The 17418-nt window shown below is 62.9% G+C and carries 16 protein-coding genes; 8 read left to right on the forward strand and 8 right to left on the reverse strand.

Annotated features, from left to right (window positions below; all coding sequences use genetic code 11):
• Positions 1-114 precede the first annotated feature (114 nt).
• From D5687_RS08830 to D5687_RS08840, 3 genes are read right to left on the reverse strand one after another with little or no spacing between them, the layout of a single operon-like run.
• Positions 115-1158 (reverse strand): zinc-binding alcohol dehydrogenase family protein, encoded by a 1044-nt coding sequence (locus D5687_RS08830; RefSeq protein WP_125199415.1) that lies wholly within the window; start codon positions 1156-1158, stop codon positions 115-117.
• Between the two features lie 29 nt (positions 1159-1187).
• The gene (locus tag D5687_RS08835) at positions 1188-1853 is read right to left on the reverse strand and encodes a class I SAM-dependent methyltransferase (protein ID WP_125199416.1); all 666 of its coding nucleotides are present in this window, start codon (positions 1851-1853) and stop codon (positions 1188-1190) included.
• Position 1854: 1 nt separating this feature from the next.
• Positions 1855-2826 carry a calcium/sodium antiporter gene (locus tag D5687_RS08840; protein ID WP_125199417.1) on the reverse strand — a complete coding sequence of 324 codons (972 nt, stop codon included), beginning with the start codon at positions 2824-2826 and terminating at the stop codon, positions 1855-1857.
• Positions 2827-3072: 246 nt separating this feature from the next.
• On the opposite strand from D5687_RS08840, the gene D5687_RS08845 reads away from it, so the two are divergent.
• The 5 genes from D5687_RS08845 (at position 3073) to D5687_RS08865 (ending at position 7661) form a co-directional block, all read left to right on the forward strand.
• Complete coding sequence (locus D5687_RS08845) at positions 3073-3975, forward strand: energy transducer TonB (RefSeq protein ID WP_125199418.1); 903 nt, start codon at positions 3073-3075, stop codon at positions 3973-3975.
• Between the two features lie 96 nt (positions 3976-4071).
• The gene (locus tag D5687_RS08850; protein ID WP_125199419.1) at positions 4072-4806 is read left to right on the forward strand and encodes a MotA/TolQ/ExbB proton channel family protein; all 735 of its coding nucleotides are present in this window, start codon (positions 4072-4074) and stop codon (positions 4804-4806) included.
• A 3-nt stretch (positions 4807-4809) separates the two neighbouring features.
• A complete protein-coding gene (locus D5687_RS08855) occupies positions 4810-5223 on the forward strand; it encodes a biopolymer transporter ExbD (protein WP_125199420.1) in 414 nt (137 codons plus the stop codon).
• On the forward strand, positions 5220-5402 hold the full coding sequence (gene hemP / locus D5687_RS08860) for a hemin uptake protein HemP (protein ID WP_125199421.1): 183 nt from the start codon (positions 5220-5222) through the stop codon (positions 5400-5402). Before D5687_RS08855 ends, hemP begins: the two co-directional genes overlap by 4 nt.
• 87 nt (positions 5403-5489) lie before the next feature.
• A complete protein-coding gene (locus D5687_RS08865; RefSeq protein ID WP_125199422.1) occupies positions 5490-7661 on the forward strand; it encodes a TonB-dependent receptor domain-containing protein in 2172 nt (723 codons plus the stop codon).
• A gap of 222 nt (positions 7662-7883) precedes the next feature.
• Here the strand turns inward: D5687_RS08865 and D5687_RS08870 are convergent, their stop codons facing one another.
• Complete coding sequence (locus tag D5687_RS08870; protein ID WP_125199423.1) at positions 7884-8978, reverse strand: ADP-ribosylglycohydrolase family protein; 1095 nt, start codon at positions 8976-8978, stop codon at positions 7884-7886.
• Positions 8979-9736: 758 nt separating this feature from the next.
• Here D5687_RS08870 and D5687_RS08875 point away from each other — a divergent pair.
• Positions 9737-10162 carry an integrase core domain-containing protein gene (locus D5687_RS08875; protein WP_370271314.1) on the forward strand — a complete coding sequence of 142 codons (426 nt, stop codon included), beginning with the start codon at positions 9737-9739 and terminating at the stop codon, positions 10160-10162.
• Between the two features lie 47 nt (positions 10163-10209).
• Here D5687_RS08875 and D5687_RS08880 read toward each other — a convergent pair whose 3' ends face one another.
• From D5687_RS08880 to D5687_RS08895, 4 genes are all read right to left on the reverse strand, one after another.
• The gene (locus D5687_RS08880) at positions 10210-12381 is read right to left on the reverse strand and encodes an SEC-C metal-binding domain-containing protein (RefSeq protein ID WP_125199425.1); all 2172 of its coding nucleotides are present in this window, start codon (positions 12379-12381) and stop codon (positions 10210-10212) included.
• Between the two features lie 340 nt (positions 12382-12721).
• Positions 12722-13501: a PhzF family phenazine biosynthesis protein gene (locus D5687_RS08885; protein WP_125199426.1), complete on the reverse strand. Its 780-nt coding sequence runs from the start codon at positions 13499-13501 to the stop codon at positions 12722-12724.
• A 204-nt stretch (positions 13502-13705) separates the two neighbouring features.
• A complete protein-coding gene (locus D5687_RS08890; RefSeq protein WP_125199427.1) occupies positions 13706-14296 on the reverse strand; it encodes a YceI family protein in 591 nt (196 codons plus the stop codon).
• Positions 14297-14327: 31 nt separating this feature from the next.
• Positions 14328-14882, reverse strand: coding sequence for a cytochrome b (locus D5687_RS08895; RefSeq protein ID WP_125199428.1), 555 nt, complete (start codon positions 14880-14882; stop codon positions 14328-14330).
• A gap of 272 nt (positions 14883-15154) precedes the next feature.
• On the opposite strand from D5687_RS08895, the gene D5687_RS08900 reads away from it, so the two are divergent.
• Entirely contained in the window at positions 15155-16096 is a 942-nt protein-coding gene (locus D5687_RS08900; RefSeq protein ID WP_125199429.1) for a LysR family transcriptional regulator, read from the forward strand.
• 215 nt (positions 16097-16311) lie between these two features.
• Positions 16312-17373: a Fe(3+) ABC transporter substrate-binding protein gene (locus D5687_RS08905; RefSeq protein ID WP_125199430.1), complete on the forward strand. Its 1062-nt coding sequence runs from the start codon at positions 16312-16314 to the stop codon at positions 17371-17373.
• The last annotated feature ends 45 nt before the right edge of the window (positions 17374-17418 follow it).

The following is a 17418-nucleotide window of genomic DNA, read 5'->3' on the forward strand; positions in this document are numbered from 1 at the left end:
CCATAAGAAAACCCCTGTCAGTTGGATGGGTGTCCAACTTTCAGGGGTCACTTCACCAGCCGGGGGATTTTTTTGTGCGTCACGATCGACCGGGAACGCCCCGGCTGCGCCACGCTAGCCGTCGAACCCGGCCAGGGTGAGCTTGCCGATCACGTGCCCACCCTCCAGCGCCCGGTGCGCGGCACGCAGGTTGTCGACGTTGATCGGACCCAACACCTCGTGCCGCGTGGTCCGCAGGCGCCCCGCCTCGAGCAGGCGCGCCACCGTGTCGAGGATCTCGCCCTGCCGCCCCTTGTCCGGGGTGTCGAACCGCGGGCGGGTGAACATGTACTCCCAGAAGAACCCGACGCTCTTGTCGCGCAGTTCGTGGAACGGCAGCGGCGTCTTGTTGCCGATGATGCTGGCCAGCCGGCCCTGCGGGGCGACCAGTTTCGCCATCGCGGGGTAATGTCGGTCGAGGTCGTTGAAACAGGCGATCGCCGGGATCGACTCGATGCCCCGCTCGGCCAGCTGCGCCGGGAGATCGCCGAAATGGTCCACCACCTCATCGGCGCCCAGATCGAGGCACCACTGGCGCGACTCGGGCCGCGAGGCGGTGGCGATCACCTTGAGCCCGGCCACGTGGGCCAGCTGGATCGCCATCGAGCCCACCCCGCCGGCACCGTTGATCAGCAGCACGGGGGGGCCGGCATCCTCGCCGTCGGGCGACAACCCGAGCCGGTCGAACAGGGTTTCCCAGGCGGTGAGTGCGGTCAGCGGCAGGGCCGCGGCGTCGGCCGGCTCGGTGCCACGCGGGGCGTGACCGACGATCGCCTCGTCGACCAGCTGGAATTCGGCGTTGCTGCCCGGCCGGCCGATATCGCCGGCGTAGAACACCACGTCGCCGGGACGAAAGCGCGTGACCTTGGCACCCACCGCATCGACCACGCCGCAGGCATCGAAACCCAGCACGCGCGGGGCCGGATCGGCCCGGTTGTCGGGGTGATCCGGATCGGGGTGACGCGGTGCGCGCACCTTGGTGTCCACCGGGTTGACCGACACGGCCTCGACCGCCACCCGCAGGTCCGTCGGTCCCGGTTCGGGCACCGCCAGCTCGTATGCCTCGAACGCCTGCTCGTGGTCGATGGGCAGGTGCCGGTTGAATCCGATCGCCTTCATCACGCTCTCTCCTTCACGGTGTCAGTGGGTCAGCCGGGCTTCTCGAACACCGCCACCGGCGCGGCGATCTCCACCACCCGCCAGCCGTAGGTTGCCGCCAACCACTCGAAGGTCCGGGCGCGAAAGAAGATCACGTGGGTGGGATCACGCCAGTAGTGCCAGTTCGAAAAGCGCGCGGCCTCCGGGGCAAACCCCGTCTGGACGATCAACCAACCGCCTGATCGCAGCAAGCGGACGATCCGGTCGAATACCGCCCGTGGCCGATGCAGGTGCTCGACCGTTTCGGTACAGGTGACCAGGTCGTAGGCCGACGCGCGCAGCAGGGCCTCGTCCGGGGCGAACAAGGGATCGTAGCCCACCATCGCCGCACCCGCCTCCCGAGCCACCGCGATCAGCGCCGAATCCGGGCCGCAGCCGAAATCCAATGCCGCCACGCCCGGGCCAAGCCGGGCGGTCATCCGCTCGATGCTCGGTGCAAGGAAGCGCCGGTAGCCCGGGTCATCGGCGCGATTCTCGTGCAGCTGGTAATGCGCCTGCTCGGCCGCCCGGTCGGGCCAGGCACTCGGGTCACGCACCACCAGCTCGCAGCGGGGGCACTCGACGAAGGCGAGTGCCCGCCCGGTGGCCTTCCTGCCGGTCGTCACGGTCGCGAAGGGCGATAACCGGGCCTCGCAGAGCGGACAGGCCTCACGCATGTCAGGCGGCGAAGGTCGTGCTCAGCAGGTAGGCGGTATAGGCGACGAAGGCGACCAGCAACACGCTGCCCTCCAGCCGGTTGATCCGGCCCGGGCCGCGGAAGCCGTAGGCGAACAAGAACAGCGCCAGGGTGAGCACGCCCATCACCAGCATGTCGCGCGTGAACACCTCGGGCTCGGCGACCATCGGGTGAATCACGCCGGCCAGACCCACCACGCCCAAGGTGTTGAACAGGTTCGAGCCGATGACGTTGCCCAGCGCCATGTCGTGCTCGCCCTTGCGGATCGCGGCGATCGAGGAGGCCAGCTCGGGCAGGGAGGTGCCGATCGCCACCACCGTCAGGCCGATGACCAGGTCCGAGACGCCGAAGAACTGCGCGATGTCCACCGCGCCCCACACCAGCAACCGGGAACTGGCCACCAGCAGCAACAGGCCGATCGCCACCCAGATCAGCGCCTTCTTCAGCGGCATGGGGTGGGCGACCAGCTCCTGCTCGACCTCGCCGCCCAGGGCATCCACCTGCCCGCGACGCCCCTGGTAGATGTTCCAGCCAAGCAGGGCGACCAGCAGCACGAGCAGCACCGCGCCTTCGACGCGGGTCACCTCGCCGTCGTAGACCTGCAAGGCGGCGACGGCCGTGACCGCCAGCAGGATCGGCATCTCGCGACGGATCACCTGCGAATGCACCGCGATCGGCGCGATCACCGCCGTCAGGCCGAGGATCAGCGCGATATTGGCGATGTTCGAGCCGTAGGCGTTGCCCAACGCGATGCCGGGACTGCCGTCCAACGAGGCCATGACCGACACCACCAGTTCCGGCGCCGAGGTGCCGAACCCCATGATCACCATGCCGATCAGCAACGGCGACATGCCCAGGTGCTTAGCGGTCGCCGCCGCGCCGTCGACAAATCGATCCGCGCTCCAGACAAGCAACACCAGCCCCGCCAGGACTGCCAACACAGGCATCAACATCGCCATTTCCTCGTTTCGAATCGTTCGGTGGTCGTTTAGGGAAACTCTGCACGAATGCCATACCGCTCTGCATGCCCTGCGGGGCCTGGCATTCGTGCAGAGTTTCCCTGGGGCGGCACTTTACTGCAGAACGCCCACCGGGGTGATGGCGAGCCACGCCACCCACCCTATGTTGCGAATCATTCCGGTTTGCATCCGCCTTCGCGATTCAATACGCTGCCCGCTCCATTACGTCGTCGAGTCACCATGACCCACTTTCGCCTCACCCGTCCGCGCCACCTGGTCTGGCTTGCGGGCGCCGTTACCAGCCTCGTTCTGCACGGCCTGATCGTCTGGGCCCTGCTGACGTGGACGCGCGAGGACGACGTCCTGATGGCGGCCAATCGGGGCGGCAGCGAGCCGGTCGAGGCGCAGTGGGTGGATCTCAGCGAGACCACATCCGCGCCGCCGTCGCCGTCGCCGGCCGAGTCGACGCCCCCCAATCACGTCCCCATGCCGACGCCCACGGCGTCGCAAGAACCGGAGCCGGAACCGGAGCAGGAGCAGGAGCCAGAGCCAGAGCCGGAGCCGGAGCCGGAGCCGGAGCCGGAGCCGGAGCCGAAGCCAGAGCCAGAGCCAGAGCCGGGGCCCGAGCCAGAGCCAGAGCCAGAGCCAGAGCCGGAGTCAGAGCCAGAGCCAGAGCCAGAGCCGGAGTCAGAGCCGGAGCCGGAGCCAAAACCGGAACCGGAACCTCAGCCAGCCTCCGAGACGACGCCGGAGCCGGCGACCGAAGCCGACGAATCGCCCGAGCGCGCCTCGGACGCCGCGACGGATACCGCGACCGACGAGACGACGGCGGCCCAGGCCAGTGCCGCAAGCGACGCACCGACCACCGAGCCGGGCTTTTCGGCCGGCTACCTCGACAACCCGCCGCCGACCTACCCACGCGCTTCGCAGCGCTTGCGCGAAGAGGGGGAGGTACGCCTGCGCGTCGTGGTCGATCGCGACGGCAAACCGGTCACCTGGTCGGTCGTGCAGTCCAGCGGCCACGAGCGGCTCGACCGGGCGGCCAAGGAGGCCGTCGCCAAGTGGCGTTTCGACCCGGCGACGCGCGGCGGCGAACCGGTGCGGGGCGAGGTGATCGTGCCGCTGCGATTCACGCTACGGTAATATCCTTTTCGCGATTGCGAACGGTTTGCATTTCGTTTTATCTTGATTATCATGCCGCTGGTTAGCCAGCTATCGAACCAACCCGGGGCTTGTCCGATGGATCTCTTTCTTGTCTTCGACCACGGCGACGGCGTCCTTGTCGGGGTGTTCCTCACCCTGCTGATCATGTCGCTGGCCACCTGGGCGGTCGCCGCCGCCAAGCTGTTCGCCCTGATCCGGCGTCGACGCACGACGCGCGACAGCATGGACGCCATCGCGCGCAGCCACCGGGCAGCCGAGCTCGAGCCCCGCCTCGCCGGCCGCGACGACCCCACCGCCGCCCTCGCCCGGGCCGGGCTGCAAGCGGTGCGCGATTATCGTGGCCCGCTCGACGGCGATGCCCAGGCCCGCCAACGCCTCGACGAGGCCCTGATCCGCGGCATCCGCCAGGCGCTCGACCGACAGGAAACCCGCCTGCAGGCCGGCCAGCTGCTGTTCGCCACGGTCGGTTCGCTCGCCCCATTCGTCGGCCTGTTCGGCACGGTCTGGGGCATCTACGGCGCCCTGATCGACCTGTCCTCGGCCAAGAGCGTGTCGATGGGCCTGGTCGCCGGCCCGCTGGGCGAGGCGCTGGTCGCCACCGCCGCGGGCCTGGCCGCGGCGATCCCGGCGGTGCTGTTCTTCAACCTGTTCAACCGCAGCCATCGGCTCTACCGCCAGACGCTGGATGCCGCGGCCCATGACGTGCACTCGCTGCTGATGAACGACCCGGACCTGGCCACGTGGGCAGCGCCCCGTCGCCAATCGTTCGCGCAACCAGCGACGTCCGCCAGCCGGCCGGCGGAGGTCTGAGCCATGGCATTCGGTCGACTCGACGATCACGACGAGCCGATGGCGGAGATGAATGTCATCCCGCTGGTCGACGTGATGCTGGTGCTGCTGGTGGTGTTCATCGTCGCCGCGCCGGTGATCACCCACTCGGTGACGCTCGATCTGCCCAAGGCCAGCAGCGAACGCCAGGACGAGGACCCCGAGTCGGTCACCCTCTCGCTCGACGGCCAAGGCCAGCTCTACCTCGACGACCAGCCCGTCTCGCAGGACCGGCTCAAAAGCGTGCTGATCCAGGCCCGCCGCGACAACGACGAGCTGGTCGTCTACCTGCGCGCCGACGAGTCCGTGCCCTACCGACTGGTTGCCCGCGCGATGGCCTCGGTAAAGACCGCCGGCATCGAACGCCTGGGTTTCGTCTCGGAACCGGAAACGCCATGAGCAAGCCCAGCAACCAGGACAAACCCAAGGCGACGGGCGCCGAACGGATCGGAGCGCAAGGCCACTGCATCGAAAGCCGCGAGCTGATCTCGCGCGACGGCCAATGCTGGATCTGCCACGACGGCCAGCGCTATCAACTGCGAGTCACCGCCGCCAACAAGCTGATTCTCACCAAGTAACCAGACACCCCGAACGCAAGCCAGCCAGACGCCATCGGCGTCGAGCCAGCCAGCGGAATGCCCTGAAACTCGATGGAGGAGCCTTCCATGTCCACTCGACGCCCACGTTCCACGCCATTCCGACGTCACCTGCTTGCCGCCAGCATCCTTGCCGGCAGCACACCGGCCCTTGCCGACGAACCCACCACCGCCGTCACCGCCGCGCCGGCGCAATCCCTTTCCACGGTCGTCGTCACGGCCGCCGGCTTCGAGCAGGACAAGACGCAGGCACCGGCGTCCATTTCGGTAATCACGCGCGATGAACTGGAACGCAAGGATGCCAACTCCATCGCCGAGATCGTCGACGACATCGAGGGCGTCGACGTGGGCGGTTCACCCGGCAAGACCGGTGGCAAGGAGATCCGCATGCGGGGCCTGCCGGCCGACTACACCCTGATCCTGATCGACGGGCGCCGACAGAACGTCGCCGGCAATGTCACGCCCAACGGCTTCAATTCCACGCAGACCAGCTTCCTGCCGCCACCATCGGCGATCGAACGCATCGAGGTCATCCGTGGGCCCATGTCGACGCTGTACGGCTCGGACGCCATGGGCGGCGTGATCAACATCATCACCCGCAAGGTACCGGACGAGTGGACGCATTCGCTGACCGTCGACGGGACGCTCAACGAGGACAGCGACTACGGCAACGACCGGGCGATCAGCCTGTATTCCGCTGGTCCCGTGGTCAAAGACAAGGTGGGGGCACAGTTCCGGGCACGCGTGTACAAGCGCGACGAATCCGACCTCGAGTTTCTGGGTCGAAACGGTGATGTCCTGGCCGTCGACCAGCGCGGCCCCAGCCCGGTCGAGGCCGACATCTACAGCGTGGGCGGCAAGCTCTCGTTCACCCCAACCGACGACCAGGAATTCTGGATCGACGCCGAGTCGGCACGGCAGAAATACGACAACAGCGAAGGCCAACTCGGCACGCTCGGTGCGCGGGGCTACGGCCCCGAGCAACGCTACCTGCGCGACCAGGTTGCCGTGGGACATGACGGCCGCGTGGGGCCGGGCGACTGGATTTCCAGCCTGATGGTCAACCGCACCGAGACCGAGGGACGCCTCATCCCGCCGGGCACGCCCGGCAAGGTGGGCGGCGCGGATCGCGAATTGACCACCGAGAACATCGTGCTCGACACGAAATACACCCTGCCGCTCGGCGACCACAGCCTGACCGTGGGCGGCCAGTGGTGGGATGCCTCGATGACTGACGGCGTGGCCAGCGACGAGTTCGAACAGACCACCTGGGCGCTGTTCGCCGAGGACGAGTGGTTCCTCCGCGACGACCTCGCCCTGACACTCGGGGCGCGCTACGACCAGCACGACGCCTTTGGCGGCCAGCTCAGTCCGCGCGCCTACCTCGTCTACAACGCAACCGACGAATGGACCGTCAAGGGCGGTGTCTCGCGCGGCTACAAGACACCGGGTCTCGAGGCGCTTGCCGATGGCATCGTCGGCTTTTCCGGTCAAGGCACCATCCCGCTGATCGGCAACCCGGACCTCGAGCCCGAGAAAAGCACCTCGGCCGAACTCGCCTTCCTCTACGAAGGTGACAACGGTGTCTCGGCCGGCGCGACGCTCTTCTACAACGAGTTCACCGACAAGATCGCCGCCGGGCCGGACATCCCCAACTGCGGCTACGCCGCCGATCCGAACCGCCCGGGCTGCATCAGCTACGGCGACTTCCCCGACCTGGAATTCTATGGTCGTGACATCAATATCGACGAGGCCTGGACCCGCGGCATCGAGTTGACCGGGCGCTTGCCGATCGGCGAGGACTGGAGCCTATCGGCCAACTACACCTACACCGACAGCGAGCAGGAAACCGGCTCCATGGCCGGCGAACCGCTGACCGACACACCCGAGCACATGGCCAACCTGCGTCTTGCCTGGGCGGCCACCGAGAAACTCGACACCTGGATCGCCGCCCACTACGAGAGCGAGCGCTACCGCGATCGCGAACGGGTACGCGGCCAGCCTTCCTACGACGACCTGGGCGACTTCAAGGCGTTCACCCTGGTCAACCTCGGCGGCAGCTACCGGCTCACCCCCAACGTGACGCTCAATGCCACGGTCTACAACTTGTTCGACAAGGACATGCTCGACTACCGCTACGCCGGCTTCACCAACCGCGACGGCGACGACGTCTACGGCAACACCTACGCCAACCCCGACCAGGGGCGGCGCCTGTGGCTGTCGATCAACACTCGGTTCTGAACCGGCTCACTCGAGCTGTCGACACCCCGCTGAGTGCAGGGTGTTTTCGTTGGACACTATCGCTTCATCGTCGACGATGGCTTTGAAGGAGTCGATGCCCGCACCGTGATGGTCGGGGCGCAGTTCGACTTCTGACCGATCAACTTCTCCGAAAAACACAACCCCGGCAAGGTCTCCCTTGCCGGGGTTTTTTGGTTCATCGCCCGTCGGCGTGAACAGCCATCACGGAAGCGCGGCGGCGGCCACCGCCGAGGCCACTTGCTCCGCCCGCTGCTGCAACTCGCCGGCGTTCTCCAATCCGTCGATAAACCGCTGGGGGATGCCGCTGAGCCCCACCTGAGCCCCCGTAAGCGCACCGGTCAGCATCGCCCGAGCCATGTTCTGGCCACCGCCATTGACCGCGTGCAATACCGCCGCCTCGAAATCGTCGGCAAATCGTGCCGAGAGGTAGTAGGCAGCCGGAAGCTGGTGATAAATGGCGCACGGCATGCCGTACACCAGGGAAACCTTCCAGGGTGGCTCAATGCGCACCCCGGGATCGGCAGCCGCTGCGGCGATGAACGACGGTGTCAGCAGCGCATCGGGCGAGGCAAAACGGCCTGCCCGGGGCGGGTCCGGTTGCCCCGGCCGGGGCGGCTGAAGATCATCGCTGGTGACGGCATGAAACGGCAACTCACCGCTTTTCACCAAAGCCATCAGCTTGTCGGAGATTCCCGTATCCAGGCGTTGCCCCTGGACCAGCTGGGCCAGCAACGCACCGTACGCCACGGTCATGGAGACCACCGTTTCGTCCACCTGCGTCAGTGCGGTGTTATCCGCAATGGCTGCCGCCAGTTTCTTGGGCTCGAATGCATGGCGCACGGCAATGGCAAGTGTACGTTCAATGGCTTCGGTGGTGTCGGCGTGGCCACCGACTTCACCCCAGGGCAAGCCGTGCTCGACACGTTTTCGCCAGGCATCGCGGATGGATTGACTGGTGTAACCGCCGGGACCAGCGGCCGGGGTGCCATCAAGCATTGGGAAGAGGTCATCATCCAGCCGCCGGCAGAAATCCCCTTCGTCGTAACCATTCGACTCCACCAGCGAACGCAGCATCAAGTCGAGGATGATCCCCGCCTGGGAGAGCTGGCCGGCCTTGAGGCCCTCGTGGTATCGACCGGGCTTGGGGTCGGTGTAATCGTCGATCCAGTCGCCGTAATCCCGACGCAACTCGTCGAGGTTGTAGTACCAGTGCGGCCCCAGCCCCAGGGCATCGCCGATGAAGGCCCCCATGATCGCGCCGGCGACCCGGTCTTTTATAACTTCGCGATTGGTCATGGGGCCTCCGACGGTGGTTCGGTGAAGACGTCTCCGGTTATCGGTTACAAGCGTAGTCGCCACTCGAGTGGGCATCCATCACCGGGTGAGAGTCTTTTCGCACGCCTGTTGCGCGGAGTGGCCTTGAGTCATCGCCGTGCCCGGCGCGCGAGGGCCTTTTCTTGCTTGTCCAAGAAAAGACCCGAAAAGAAGGACACCCCACGGCTTGGCCCTTCGGGCCTTCGAGGCCGGACAAAGTCCGGCCTCGAAGCCTCACGACCGACGGCTGTCTCGGGGCCGGCTCGACGCGACGTCGTGTCGCGCTGAGCCTCGGAGCGACGTCCCTGTCGCTCCGACCCCGGCCACCCGCCGGCCGTGAGGCAAGCCGTCAGGGGGCGGGAACCTTCGTTTGCCGCCGTGCCGGCACACGCAAAAAGTAATCTGCCTTTACCGAAACGCGCCAGCGGCGCGTGCCCAACCATAAGCCGCACCAAGCAAATGATTCATGGCACCGAGTTATCTGGCTCGACTGTCCCCTTCGCCCTTGCCGAGCGGCCGGGGTGCCGCAGGGTCGGGGCGGCATGGACGCCGCCCCGAGGTTCGCCGCTACACGACGTCGCGTCGAACCGACCCGACCGCGACACCCCGGACGGGAGGGAAGCCCGTAGGGCCAAGGCGAGGGGTGCCCTTCTGTTTGGGCACTTTCTCTTGGGCAAGCAAGAGAAAGTGCCTCGCACGCCTGCCAATGCGGTTTGGCAATCAGCACTTGCGTTGAAGGCGTGCGAAATCATAGAAGCCTCTTAAAGGGTTCTGACCCCTTTTTCTGGGATGCCCGGCTGACGGAGAACGCCTTGGCCCATGCCTGGCAACAACGGGGGCGCCCTGGCAACGTGATGTTCCACTCCGACCAGGGCGTGCAGTACGCCGCAGCCTCTTATTCCAAGGCCCTGTCACGGTTTGGCATCGAACCCAGCATGAGCCGCCGGGGCAACTGCTGGGACAATGCGCCGATGGAGCGACTCTTCCGCAGCTTCAAGAGCGAGTGGATGCCACGCGGTGGCTACGATTCGATCACCGCGGCCCGAAGAGACGCCGGGGCATACCTGATGGGCTACTACGATTCGGTCCGCCCGCACCAGTATCTGGAAGGCAAGACGCCGGCGGAAGCCGAGAAATCACTCAACCAACTGTCCAAGATTGCTTGACCACTACAGGTTCTGACCCCTTTCCGGGCATAGTTGGAGAAAGATCCTTACTTTAAGCAGCACTTCTTGTATTTTTCCCCACTTCCGCACGGGCATTTTTCATTACGCCCTATCTTTCTCGATTTTTTAGTTACTGTTTTAAAATTGACCTTATTTTTTCCTTTCAACGACTGCGGTTTGGGGAGATCTTTAGTCAACTCATCCATTTCAATTGACTGCTCCCATCTGAAATGCTTGTTAACCCCAAACCTCAATCTCTCGGTTTTTGAGCCAAGGCATATACCAAACCATTGGTCAGCCTTCTGCTCATACTTTCTAAGCTCACAATGACGATCCAACCGATTGGCTGCTTCGGCGTCTAAGTCTTCATTACAGTGAATAGTAAGCCCCGATCTTCCCTCGCTTATAGCGAGCGTTAAATCATGATGTTTACCATCTTTTCGCCCCAGCTTTACCAGCTCAGATATTCCGTCATTAATAATTTCGATTGTGCCACCACTAAGAGTCAACAGCATAAAGCCGAAATCTACAGTGGCTGGATGATCACGTAACTCAATATCCTTAACCAATCTTTCAAAGTGCGTTCCTTCGTACTTTGTTAATATTCCATCTGGAGTTGCAGCGCCAGGAACGCCATCCCGTCTGGCTAGCATTGCAAGATCTAAGTCAGCGCAAACATCATCGCCCAACTGCATCATAGTATATTCGCCATCCATCCAAAGATTCTGTTTTAGATGGTATGACAATATCGTCAGCTCATGCGTGCATAATATTTTATCACCATACATTGTCCTTCTATTTACGTAACTCAAGAAATGCAAAGGGGACTGCAGCATCTCTGTGGCGACATCCAAGAAAAAGACGTCCATCACAAAAGCCGGCTTGATCACTTCAGTTGGATTTTGCTCTAAGAATTGCCTGGCTTGAAACGACAAAGCTGGATAATGATCAGACACCACACAGAAAGGATAAATCTCCTTGAAGTCTCTGGTAATGGCTATTTCATTACCGCTCTCATCAACTATTTTGTAGCTACTGTTGGTTAATAAATTTGAGCATGACAAGGCTTGATCATATGCATCTTGAACAGCCTTTTTAAAGTCATCCTTTAGAGAAAGGTCATTCCCTTTACGAGCGGCGATGGTCAGTTTCTTTGACTTTGCTTGCAATACTATTGCTCTGTTTGCAAACACTACAAGCACATCTATTTCGCCTGCCGTATTACCCCTTTCGTCGAGAACATAAACGTTTTGAAAAACCCGCCTTTCTCCGAAAACACGCTTAAGTCTTGTGCTCGAAAAATCTTCGGTGAATTCGCCTCTATGGCGCATCGCAATGCTTCTATATGCGGCATCCGAATTGAACCAGAAAAACGGGGTTTCGTATAACGCTTCAACCAAACTGTAATTTTGGAACAAAAGGTACTTGTCGTCTTGAATCTTTATGATTGGATAGGCGTTTATCGGATTAAAGTCACCTAAGGACGTGAAGTCTTCCTGCCCGACTGGCGACACAAACGACTCAACAACCTCTTTAGCAACCTCAACATCTAATTCGCACCTACCGGCTATTTCTTCTAAAGAAAACGCATAGGCTTCAAGGAAACTCCATTCATTTGGGTGCTTTTTAATTAGGCCGACAAGAACATCATTGAGCTTATCATTTTGCAGAACCTGAATAGACGCCACGACAGAAAGTGCTTGCTCGAGAGAGTAGCCTTTATTTTCAACCAGCCATTCGTTATCGTTTCTATACTTATCCTTCGATAGATCTCTATATTGAAAGTGATATGCTGATTCGCCCCCATAAAAAATTGATTCTCTTAACACAGCGCCAGAATTGAAAGGATTAAAGTTATCATCCCCAATTTTACTTGGGTCGAATATGTCTTCGAGTGGCGGCATCATGGAGCGATGCAATTCCTGAAGCAGGGATTCAGTCTTGCCAAGATATTCCTGCATCATCTTTGGAGAAGGCAAGGTTTCATCTATATCTATTTTACATGCCAGCCCAATTAGAGTAGATATTTCTGTTCTTACCAATCGCTCCATTGAAAATTGCTGCAAAACATCTTCGGGCTTTACTTCATCGGCATATCTGATGGTGTTATCTCTAAAGCAGAAATAGGCGATTACATGAATATATCCTGGAGAGTGACAAAGGTCTTCTAGTTCTTTAAAAACGTCGCTTTCTTTTCTGGCTACTTTATTTTCCAGCATCCACTACTCTCCAGATTGAATTTCCTAGCTATAAATGGACGACCTAAGCGCCGCATAAATTCCGGGATTGGCTCGTCCCACCGCCGAATGATGCACACAGTCAGTGACTTGCAACCAGGAGGAAGAAATTCGTTGGGACTGTTATGCGGCGATTACGCATGATATTGCCTTATGCGGCGGTTCCACGGCATAAGGGGCACCGTGCCATACGGTTTCCTGCGTATGGCACGTCTGAAAGCCTGGGGGCGGCTGATCGTCCCTGATGGGCTCATGGGGCGGCATCCACGCCATATAGAAAAGGGGTCAGATCCATTTTCCGCGTTTTCCGAGATTTGGGGAATCAGAGCGCAACCTCCGCCACCATCACCGTCACCGCCCCACCAGCCAACCGCACCCGATCACCCACCACTTCACAACCGAGATTGCCACCCCGCCTGGAAACCTGCCTGGCGGACAATCTCTCCTTACCCAGCCGATCGGCCCAATACGGCGCAAGCTGACAATGCGCCGAGCCGGTGACCGGGTCTTCCGGGATACCGAGCTTCGGTGCGAAGAACCGACTGACGAAGTCCACCTCGTCACCCGGCGCGGTCACGATCACGCCGCGTCGGTCGAGCTGGCCGAGCAGGGCCTGGTCGGGTGACAGGGTGCGGATGGTCGCCTCGGAATCGAACACGACCACGTAGTCGTCACCGGCGAGCACCTCGAGCGGCTGCGCGCCGAGCCCGCGAACCAGCAGATCGGGAATGTCCCGAGGTGTCGGTGGGCAGGCCGGGAAATCCAGTTGCAGGGCCTCGCCTGCCCGTCTCACGAACAACGGGCCGCTGCGGCTGTCGAAGGTGATCACCGGTTCGTCGTGGCCGATCGACTCGAAGATGACGTGGGCGGCGGCGAGCGTGGCGTGCCCGCAAAGGTCGACTTCCCGGGTGGGGGTGAACCAGCGCAGGTCGAAGCCGTTCTCGGTGGGGACGAAGAAGGCCGTCTCGGAGAGGTTGTTCTCTTCGGCGATGGCCTGGAGCAGGTCATCGTCGAGCCAGCGCTCGAGCGGGCACACGGCGGCCGGGTTGCCTTCGAAGGCGCGCGTGGCAAAGGCATCGACCTGGTATTGCGTCAGTTTCATTGGCGATCTTCTCGGTGATATTCCTCGACAACGTCAATGCCGATGGTAACCGGCCGAAACGGCCCAAACAGCAGCGCCCCTATTCGACAGGGTTGATCGATGCCGGGCCGGATCGGCATGACCGGCCCGGAAAACAAAACACCCCGACACGTCTGCCGGGGTGTGGAGCAATGGGCGGGCCGGACGGACCCGCAAGGTATCGGCTTACTGGCGAACACCCTCCACCGAGAGCGTCACTTCGGCCGTGGTCGCCGCCGGCCCCAGGTCGTAGTCGATACCGAAGTCCTTGAGCGTCAGCGTGGTGGTGCCGTGGAAACCGGCACGGTAGCCGCCCCAGGGGTCCTCGCCCTCGCCGACCTTCTCGGCCTCGATCTCGATCTCCTTGGTCACGCCGCGCATGGTCAGATCGCCGGTGATGACGAAGCCGTCGTCGGTCGACTCGATGCCGGTGCTCTTGAAGGTGGCTTCGGGGTATTCCTTCACGTGGAAGAAGTCGGCCTCGCGCAGGTGCTTGTCGCGCTCGGCGTGGTTGGAATCGAGGCTGGCCATGTCGATGGTCACGTCGACGCTGGCATCCTCGATGGCGCCGTCCTCGTACTCGAAGCTGCCCTCGAAGTCGTTGAAGCGGCCGTACAGCCAGGAAAAGCCGAGGTGGTTGATACGCCACTCGACAAAGGCGTGCTGCCCCTCGGTGTCGATGACGTACTCGGCCGCCTGGGCGGTGATGGGAAGCGCCGAGACGGGCGCGGCGATGGCGCCGGCCAGCAGGGCGGCGGAAAGGCGTCGGGTAATCATGGGTCGTCTCCTTCTTATAGGTCGGTTGGTTTCAGCGCCGGGACGCGGCGGGCCGGAGCATCCGGCGCAGGGTGTCGTCCCGGTCGAACACGTGGTGTTTGAAGGCCGCCAGCGCGTGCAGCACGGCCAGGCCGATCACGGTCCAGGCCAGCCAGCGATGCACGTCCCCGGCAATGTCTTCCTGGTCAGGCAGGTCGCTGATGGTGGCGGGCACCGAGAACAGGCCGAACACGTCGATCGAGCTGCCGTCGGCCGTGGAAATCAGGTAACCGGCGGTCATCAGGGCGAACAGCAGCAGGTAGAGCGCGCCGTGCACCAGACTGGCGATCCGCCGTTCCCACGGCTTGCCAAGCGGACGCGGGGACGGGTTGAGCCACCGCCAGAGCAAGCGCGCGGTCATCACCAGGAACAGCAGCACGCCGGTCGCCTTGTGGATCGCCGGCGCCTGGCGATACCAGGGGTCGTAATAGGTCAGCTCCACCATCCACCAGCCCAGCGCGAACATGCCGATCACGGCCACGGCCACCAGCCAGTGAAAGCCGATGGCCACGAGACCGTATCCCGTTTCCCTGTTGCGCCACTGCATCGATGCCCTCCCCTGTTACGTCGCCGGCCCTATCGCGGCGGCCTCCGATTCCAGAGAGAGCATGGCCGTTGCGCGGGTGTTTTTAAATCACTAATCTCGAAAAACACTGTTGCTGAAAAGAGAACGATATGTGGGCACCTCGAAAAACCGTCATGAGCCGCCCGAGTGCAAGGAGCCGCGGAGCGAGCGACGAGACATATCAACAAGATAGGCGAGAAGCGAGTGAGCACGCGACGCTGCAATCGGGCGGCGCAATAGGTTTTTGAGGGGCCATGGACCGATTCACGGCCCTGGCCACCTTCACCTGCGTGGCGGATACCGGCTCGATCAGCGCGGCGGCCGATCGGATGGGCATCGCCAAGTCGGCCGTCAGCCGACGGCTGCGGGAGCTGGAAAACCATCTCGGCGTGGAGCTGGTGCATCGCACCACCCGGCACCTGGCGCTGACCCCGTCGGGCGAGGATTTCTACCATCGCGCCACCCGCCTGCTCGCCGATCTCGACGAGGCCGAGGAGGCGGTCACCCGCGAACATGGCGAGCTCTCCGGCGTGCTGCGCATCGCCGCACCGCTCTCGTTCGGCCTGATGCACCTGCAGCCGGCGATTACCGCGTTCATGAACATCCATCCCGGGGTGAGCTTCGACCTCAACCTGGACGACGACGAGGTCGACCTGATCGCCGACGGTTACGACCTCGGGATCCGACTGGCCAGTCTGCCGGACTCCACCCTGATGGCCCGCCGGCTCGCCCCGATCCGTAACCTCGCCGTCGCCAGCCCGGACTACCTCGCTCGTTTCGGCACGCCGCACCACCCCGCAGATCTCGCCGATCACGACTGCCTGATCTACAGCAACGTCCCGGAAACACGCGTCTGGGGCTACACCGACAGCCAGGGGCGCTGGCAGCCGGTGCATGGCCGGCGGCGGCTGCGGGTGAACAACGGCGATTTCCTGCGCGAGGCGGCGATACGTGGCGCGGGCATCGTGATCGAACCGACCTTCCTGCTGCATCGCGCGGTCGCCGAGGGCCGGCTGGTGCCCATCCTCACCGACGTGCCCTGGCCGGAGATAGGCGCCTACGCGGTCTACCCGCAGACCCGTCACCTCTCGGCACGGGTACGGGCCTTCATCGACTTTCTGGCCCAGCGTTTCGCCGGCGAACCCTACTGGGATCACCACCTGCCGATCGCGGGCAAGGCGCCGCCTTCGCCCTGATCCCATCGGCGGCAAGCCGCCCATGCCGGGCGATGCCCGCCGAGACGGGCCACAACTCCCGCGCCAATCCCGAGAGCCAAACTCAGATACCAATCGAAGTTGGACTAGGAATGATTCTCATTTGACAGCCGAAAAAAGCTTGGCTATCGTGGCCTCGCTTTCGATCGAAAAATCAGCCAAACCGCCTTTCAGACAAGAGCCAAGAGGTCTCGATCATGTCCCGACTTTTCCCGTTGGCCGCCCTGGCCCTCGCCACCGCCGGACTCGGCCTTGCCGGTTGCAGCGACAACGCCGAGCAGGGTGGCGACACCACCGCCGACCAGGGCGCGACCACCCTGAACGTCTACTCCGCACGCAAGGAAGACCTGATCGCGCCGCTGCTGGATCGTTTCACCGACGAGACCGGCATCGAGGTGCAGTTGCTGACCGCCGATGCCGGCGCCCTGCTCTCCCGACTGGAAAGCGAAGGCCGCAACACCCCGGCCGACGTGCTGATCACCGTCGATGCCGGCAACTTGCAGCGCGCCAAGGAAGCCGGCGTGTTCCAGGCAATCGAGTCCGACTCGCTGGCCGACCGCATCCCGTCCAACCTGCGTGACGTCGACAACCAGTGGTTCGGTCTGTCGCAGCGCGCCCGCGTGATCTTCACCCACAAGGAGAACGTCGAGGAAGGCGCGATCACCAGCTACGCCGATCTCGCCGACCCGAAATTCAAGGGCAAGATCTGCATCCGCTCCTCGGACAACGTCTACAACCAGTCGCTGGTCGCCTCGATGATCGCCGAGCATGGCGAAGAGTGGACCGAGGAATGGGCCAAGGGCCTGGTCGAGAACATGGCGCGCAAGCCGCAGGGCGGCGATCGTGACCAGATCCGCGCCGTGGCCGCCGGCGAATGCGACATCGCCGTGGCGAATACCTATTACTATGGCGCCATGCAGAATGGCAGCGACACCGACCGCGACGCCGCCGACGCCGTACGACTCGTCTGGCCGAACCAGGGCGATCGTGGCGCGCACGTGAATGTATCCGGCGCCGGCATGGTCGCGGCGAGCGACAAGGCGCAAGCGGTCACGCAGCTGCTCGAGTTCCTGACCACCAACGAATCACAGGAGTGGTATGCCCAGGTGAACAACGAGTTCCCGGTCCGGCCGGGCGTGCCGGCCGCCGAGACACTGGCCCAGTGGGGCGAGTTCAAGGCCGACGAGCTCAACTTGTCCACCCTGGGTGAGCTCAACCCGGCCGCCGTGAAACTCATGGACCGGGCTGGATGGCAGTAAGCCAGGACCCACAGCCCCACGTCCTGATCGACAAGCCGGCCGTCC

The organism is Guyparkeria sp. SCN-R1, assembly GCF_003932495.1.
Lineage (GTDB): Bacteria > Pseudomonadota > Gammaproteobacteria > Halothiobacillales > Halothiobacillaceae > Guyparkeria.

Coding starts and splice junctions, on each gene's coding strand:
- D5687_RS08830 (WP_125199415.1), bottom strand. CDS start 1,158: ATGAAGGCGATCGGATTCAACCGGCACCTGCCCATCGACCACGAGCAG.
- D5687_RS08835 (WP_125199416.1), bottom strand. CDS start 1,853: ATGCGTGAGGCCTGTCCGCTCTGCGAGGCCCGGTTATCGCCCTTCGCG.
- D5687_RS08840 (WP_125199417.1), bottom strand. CDS start 2,826: ATGTTGATGCCTGTGTTGGCAGTCCTGGCGGGGCTGGTGTTGCTTGTC.
- D5687_RS08845 (WP_125199418.1), top strand. CDS start 3,073: ATGACCCACTTTCGCCTCACCCGTCCGCGCCACCTGGTCTGGCTTGCG.
- D5687_RS08850 (WP_125199419.1), top strand. CDS start 4,072: ATGGATCTCTTTCTTGTCTTCGACCACGGCGACGGCGTCCTTGTCGGG.
- D5687_RS08855 (WP_125199420.1), top strand. CDS start 4,810: ATGGCATTCGGTCGACTCGACGATCACGACGAGCCGATGGCGGAGATG.
- hemP (WP_125199421.1), top strand. CDS start 5,220: ATGAGCAAGCCCAGCAACCAGGACAAACCCAAGGCGACGGGCGCCGAA.
- D5687_RS08865 (WP_125199422.1), top strand. CDS start 5,490: ATGTCCACTCGACGCCCACGTTCCACGCCATTCCGACGTCACCTGCTT.
- D5687_RS08870 (WP_125199423.1), bottom strand. CDS start 8,978: ATGACCAATCGCGAAGTTATAAAAGACCGGGTCGCCGGCGCGATCATG.
- D5687_RS08880 (WP_125199425.1), bottom strand. CDS start 12,381: ATGCTGGAAAATAAAGTAGCCAGAAAAGAAAGCGACGTTTTTAAAGAA.
- D5687_RS08885 (WP_125199426.1), bottom strand. CDS start 13,501: ATGAAACTGACGCAATACCAGGTCGATGCCTTTGCCACGCGCGCCTTC.
- D5687_RS08890 (WP_125199427.1), bottom strand. CDS start 14,296: ATGATTACCCGACGCCTTTCCGCCGCCCTGCTGGCCGGCGCCATCGCC.
- D5687_RS08895 (WP_125199428.1), bottom strand. CDS start 14,882: ATGCAGTGGCGCAACAGGGAAACGGGATACGGTCTCGTGGCCATCGGC.
- D5687_RS08900 (WP_125199429.1), top strand. CDS start 15,155: ATGGACCGATTCACGGCCCTGGCCACCTTCACCTGCGTGGCGGATACC.
- D5687_RS08905 (WP_125199430.1), top strand. CDS start 16,312: ATGTCCCGACTTTTCCCGTTGGCCGCCCTGGCCCTCGCCACCGCCGGA.